Source organism: Sphaerobacter sp. (assembly GCF_019683595.1).
GTDB lineage: Bacteria > Chloroflexota > Chloroflexia > Thermomicrobiales > Thermomicrobiaceae > Sphaerobacter.
This window is the reverse complement of sequence record NZ_JADGHZ010000220.1, coordinates 1-5,103: the sequence shown is the minus strand read 5'-3', so window position 1 is coordinate 5,103 and position 5,103 is coordinate 1. Positions and strand designations below refer to the sequence as shown.

The following is a 5,103-nucleotide window of genomic DNA, read 5'->3' as shown; positions in this document are numbered from 1 at the left end:
GGGTAGGCCCCTCCCCCTTTCTCACCCACCAGGGTGGGAAAAATCCCACCCCTTCCGGTCACCCGTGAACTACCCCCCGGGTCGTGGGGCGATAGCCCCTCCACGCCTAGCCTTGATCCCAGAAGGGCCGATACAGCGGCCCGGAGAGGCGCAAGGACGATGGCACGGCACGAGGCGACAACCCAGCCCCCCGAGACGGTCGTCGAGGATCCGGCCCTGGCGCGGACGCTGTTCAACGACGTCCGGCTGGGTTGGGTCTGGCTGGCCGTCCGCGTCTATGTGGGCTGGCAGGCCCTCGAGGCCGGCTGGGCCAAGCTCCAGAGCCCCGAGTGGATGCGCGGCGGCACCGCCCTGCGCGCTCATTGGGAGCGGGTGGTGCAGGCCGACCCAGCGCCCGGTTCCGGCTCGAACTGGTACCGGCACGTGCTTGGGTACCTGCTCGACACCGGCGGCTACACCTGGGCGGCCAAGCTCATCGCGATCGGCGAGACGTTCATTGCGATCGCGCTGCTGCTCGGCCTGATGACCGGCGTGGCCGCCGCGCTCTACAGCCTGACCAGCATCAACGTGCTGATCGTCGGCGCCGGGCCGGTCGACCCGCTGCTGCCGGCGCTCGCCGTCGCCCTGATTCTGGCCTGGAAGACGGCCGGTTGGATCGGGCTCGACCGCTGGCTGCTTCCGGTCCTCGGCACGCCCTGGCAAGCCGGCCTGATCCGCTGGCGCGCCCGGCGCAAGGCGAGCGGCCGGACACCCGTTGGAGAGGTTCCCCGCTGAGATCGGCGGGACTCACGACGTCACGACGTAGGCACTGCGACGTGACGGGGAGAAGAGTACGATGGCACGGATACATCTCGGCAAGCGAACACTGCGCATCGCCATCGCAGCACTGAGCGTGGTCGTGCTGCTGCTCGGCGCGGCCGCCTTTGGGTTGCCCGGCGGCTCGCATCCGACTGCTGACAACCACGCCAGCCACGCGGCCGCAGCCACCTCGAAGGTCGAGCCCGCCCCGCCAGACCTGGCCCGGCTGCCACAGCCAGCGGTTGCAGCCCCGGTAGGCGACCGCGGGCCGCAACTGGTCAAGGTCGAGCTCGAAACCAAGGAAGTCGTGGCCGAGATCGACGACGGTGTGGCCTACAAGTTCTGGACGTTCAACGGCACGGTTCCCGGCCCGATGATCCGGGTACGGGAGGGCGACACCGTTCAGGTGACGCTGAAGAACTCGCTGAGCGCCACAGCGCCGCACAACATCGACCTCCACGCGGTGACCGGTCCGGGTGGTGGGGCCGCGGCGACGACCGTATCGCCCGGTAAGCAGGCCACCTTCCAGTTCCTGGCGATGCACCCCGGCGTCTACGTCTACCACTGCGCGACGCCGCCGGTCGCGATGCACATCGCCAACGGCATGTACGGCCTGATCGTCGTCGAGCCGGCAGGCGGGCTGCCGAAGGTGGATCGCGAGTTCTACGTGATGGAGGGCGACTTCTATCTGAGCGGTGACCGCGGCGAGAAGGGCCTGCACGGCTTCGACATGGAGCAGATGCTGGCCGAGAACCCCGACTACGTCGTCTTCAACGGCGCGGTCGGCGCGCTCACGGGCGACAACGCCCTGAAGGCCAAGACGGGCGAGACGGTGCGGATCTTCTTCGGGGTCGGCGGCCCCAACGTCACCTCGAGCTTCCACGTGATCGGTGAGGTCTTCGACCGGGTGGCGCCGGAGGGCGCGGCCGAGTGGGTCAGCCACGTCCAGACGACGATGGTGCCGGCCGGAGGCGCGACCATCGTGGAGTTCAAGGTCGAGGTGCCGGGCAACTACACGCTGGTGGATCACAGCCTGGGCCGGCTGACCAAGGGCGCGGCTGCCGTCCTCCAGGTCGAAGGCCCGGACAACCCCGAGGTCTACAAGGTCATCGAGCACGGCGATCAGAGCGGCGGCCACTAGCGCCGCACACGGTGACAGCGGGAGGGCGGCAGCCCGGTCGCCCTCCCGTAACCACGCCCGAACCAGTCGCAGGCGGGCGCGGACAGCACACACGGTAGTAGCGTACGGGAAGGAGTAACCGTGATCGACCTGACGAATCGTTTCTCGCGGCGGGGCTTTGTCGGCGCGCTGGGCGCGCTGGGGCTCGGCGCGACGGGCCTGACACTGGCGAGCTGTGGCGACGCCGAGACGTCCGCAGCGCGAGCCGCCGACGATCACATGGAGCACGCCAGCAACCCCGCCGCGACCCCCACGGAGGACTACGCGGAGATGGACCGCATGCACGAGGCAGGGGTTAAGGCCTTCCCGGCCGAGACCAAGGGCCTCGGCGGTCAACCGCTCTCCTATGAGATGGATGGGGACGTCAAGGTCTTCCGGCTCACCTGCCAGAAAGTGCAGTGGGAAACCGAGCCCGGGCGAGTCGTCGAAGCCTGGGCCTACAACGGCGTGGTGCCGGGACCCGAGATCCGGGTGACCGAGGGCGACAAGGTGCGCATCCACGTCACCAACGAACTGGACCAGAGCACGGCGGTCCACTGGCACGGCCTGATGGTGCCGAACAGCATGGACGGCGTGCCCTTTATCACCCAGCCACCGATCCGGCCCGGCGAGACCTTCACCTACGAGTTCGTGGCCAAGCCCGCCGGGTCGCACATGTACCACTCGCACCACAACTCGGCCGAGCAGGTTTCGATGGGGTTGCTCGGTCCCTTCATCGTGGAGCCGAAGGATCCGTCCACCCGCCCGGCGTATGACGTCGAGTACACGCTGATCCTCAACGACGGGCCGCTCGGCTTCACGATCAACGGCAAGAGCTTCCCGGCGACCAAGCCGCTGGTGGCCAAGCGCGGGCAGAAGGTGCTCATCCGGTACATGAACGAGGGGATGATGGCCCACCCGATGCACCTGCACGGGATGCCACAACTCGTCATCGCCAAGGACGGCTACCTCCAGCCGCAGCCGTGGTACTGCGACACGATCAACGTGGCGCCGGGCGAGCGCTGGGACGTGATCGTGGACGCCACGGAGCCGGGTGTCTGGGCCTTCCACTGCCACATCCTGTCGCACGCCGAGTCCAACCACGGCATGTTCGGCATGGTGACCGCGCTCATCGTCGAGGAGTAGCCCGGGGCGGGTGGTCCACGGGTCCCACCGCGGTGACCGGCGGCCGGGACGAGCGCCGCCGGGCTGATACGGGAGAAAGCCCACTGAAGGGGCTGCGGAGCCGACATGCACGCGTCTCCGGTTCGGCCTCCCGCTGGGGCGCTGCATCCGCAGCCCCTTCAGTGGGCTTCGCTTCCGCCGACCGGATCAGACATTGGTAGCGAGAAGGATCCCACCGCCCGGTATGTGCCCGGGGCTAAAGCCGCCGGGCTGACAAGGCGAAGCCGGGTCAAGCCGGCTGGGGACGGTGATCCGACCGGGAGATGAGAGAACCCCGCCGCCCGGCGGCGTTAGCCCTGGGCACGGGTCGAGCGGCGGAGTCCATCATGCGGAGGCGCCAGCCCTGCGTCGCCCCAGCCGGCTTCAGCCGGCTTTCGTTGTGAGCCCGGGGGTTTACCCCCGGGCACGGGCCGAGCGGCGGAACCCAACGCCAGGGGTTAATCCCAGTCCTGCCCCACACCGCATGAACCCGCCAGCCAACATCACCGGGCCAAGCGCACTTCGATCTGGCCGTCCTTGACCCGCGTCTCGAACACCGGCTGCGCCATCGTCGCCGGGCCGTGGACGATGTGGCCGTCCTCGAAGGAGAAGGTCGACCCGTGCCAGGGGCAGGTCACGGTGTTGTCGTGCAGCTCGCCCTCGTTCAGCGGGCCGCCCAGGTGGCTGCACGTCGCGGCCAGGGCGTAGATTCGCTCGCCGCGTCGCAGGAGCACGACCGGCGTCCCCCGCGCATCGACCCGCGTGAGTTGCCCTTCGGGGAGGTCCGCCTCGGCCATGACCGGCGTGAAGCGTCGGGGCATGCCCTCGGTGTTTGCGTGATTGACGTTCACGAGGTCGTGATAGACGAGATCGCCTCCGAGGTAGGCGGTGAAGGCCACTAAGCCGTAGCCCATCGAGGCGGTAACGATGCCTGCGCCGCGGGCACCGTTGCGCCGGAGCAGCAGCGAGGTCGTGTAGAGCGCGGTCGCGCCGATGTTGAGCAACCCGTGCACCAGGCCCGTCCGGCGTGGCCGCCCCACCAGGTACTGCCAATCGGTCAGCCCCGATAGGGCAGCAGGGATCGCCGCGGCAAGCCCGACGCCGATCGCGGCATCAGCCCCGGCGCCCAGTTCCTTGCGCCCGGTGGTGGCCTCCAGCACGTCCAACACGGAGGCCGCCGTCCAGGCGCCGATCGGCACGTCGCTCAACGACGGATGCAGGGGATGGCCCAGCCACACGCCGTTCAGGACGTCCTTGATCCGCATCCCGACCGGCCCGGCAGCCTGGAACGCCCCGGAGATCGCCCGCTGCAGCGCGCTGTCGATCGGCTTGAGCCACTCCTGCCGCCCTATCACGGTGATCGTACGGTCCATGACCATGGTCGAGACCTCCTCTTGCTGCCCGCTGCGACTTGCGGGTTGCGCGCGACGTGTGCCTCCGGCTCCGCACTGCGTGTTGGGCGACGTGAATCGTCAATCACTCCGCAGGAAGGAAATCTGTAGCGCATCACTATACGGAACACGCAACACGGAACAGGTCTGGCACTTGCCGGATGTCGCACAACGTATGCCGCGCACGGCCGCGAAACGCAGCAGCGTGCCCACCCGCGCGGTGGCACACGACGTGACAGCGCAACGATGTATCCGACACCCCGCTGTCAGGCCGGGTCGCATCCCTGTGCTGTGGCCGATCCGAGGAGAGGAGACTCGACGTGAACGACTTCCAGCGCTACCTCATCCACGAGTTCGTCGAGGACTACAAGGACGGCTATCTGTCCCGCCGGGACCTCATCCATCGGGTGCTGCACATCACCGGCGGTATCGCCTCCACGGCGACGATCTTGGTTGCGTTCGGCTGCGGCCCGGGCTCGGCGGAGGAGGCCGCGACCGAGGTGGCGACGCTGGTGCCGACCGCTCCGGGAGCCAGCCCGACCAGCGCCGCCTCCCCCACCGCCACCGCCAGCCCCGCAGCCGGTCCGGGAG

General features: G+C 68.8%; 4 protein-coding genes and 1 pseudogene. 4 read left to right on the top strand and 1 reads right to left on the bottom strand.

The genetic code is table 11. The features are described from left to right. The first annotated feature begins 159 nt into the window (after window positions 1-159). From IRZ30_RS15490 to IRZ30_RS15480, 3 genes are all read left to right on the top strand, one after another. Entirely contained in the window at window positions 160-774 is a 615-nt protein-coding gene (locus IRZ30_RS15490; protein ID WP_294086429.1) for a DoxX family membrane protein, read from the top strand. A 61-nt stretch (window positions 775-835) separates the two neighbouring features. Further along, window positions 836-1,939 (top strand): copper-containing nitrite reductase, encoded by a 1,104-nt coding sequence (nirK, locus tag IRZ30_RS15485; RefSeq protein WP_294086428.1) that lies wholly within the window; start codon window positions 836-838, stop codon window positions 1,937-1,939. Window positions 1,940-2,059: 120 nt separating this feature from the next. Then, window positions 2,060-3,103 (top strand): copper oxidase, encoded by a 1,044-nt coding sequence (locus IRZ30_RS15480; protein WP_294086427.1) that lies wholly within the window; start codon window positions 2,060-2,062, stop codon window positions 3,101-3,103. 521 nt (window positions 3,104-3,624) lie between these two features. Here the strand turns inward: IRZ30_RS15480 and IRZ30_RS15475 are convergent. Beyond that, window positions 3,625-4,500, bottom strand: coding sequence for a Rieske 2Fe-2S domain-containing protein (locus IRZ30_RS15475; protein ID WP_294086426.1), 876 nt, complete (start codon window positions 4,498-4,500; stop codon window positions 3,625-3,627). Window positions 4,501-4,832: 332 nt separating this feature from the next. Here IRZ30_RS15475 and IRZ30_RS15470 point away from each other — a divergent pair. After that, window positions 4,833-5,103: pseudogene (locus tag IRZ30_RS15470) on the top strand (hypothetical protein); the annotation flags it as partial.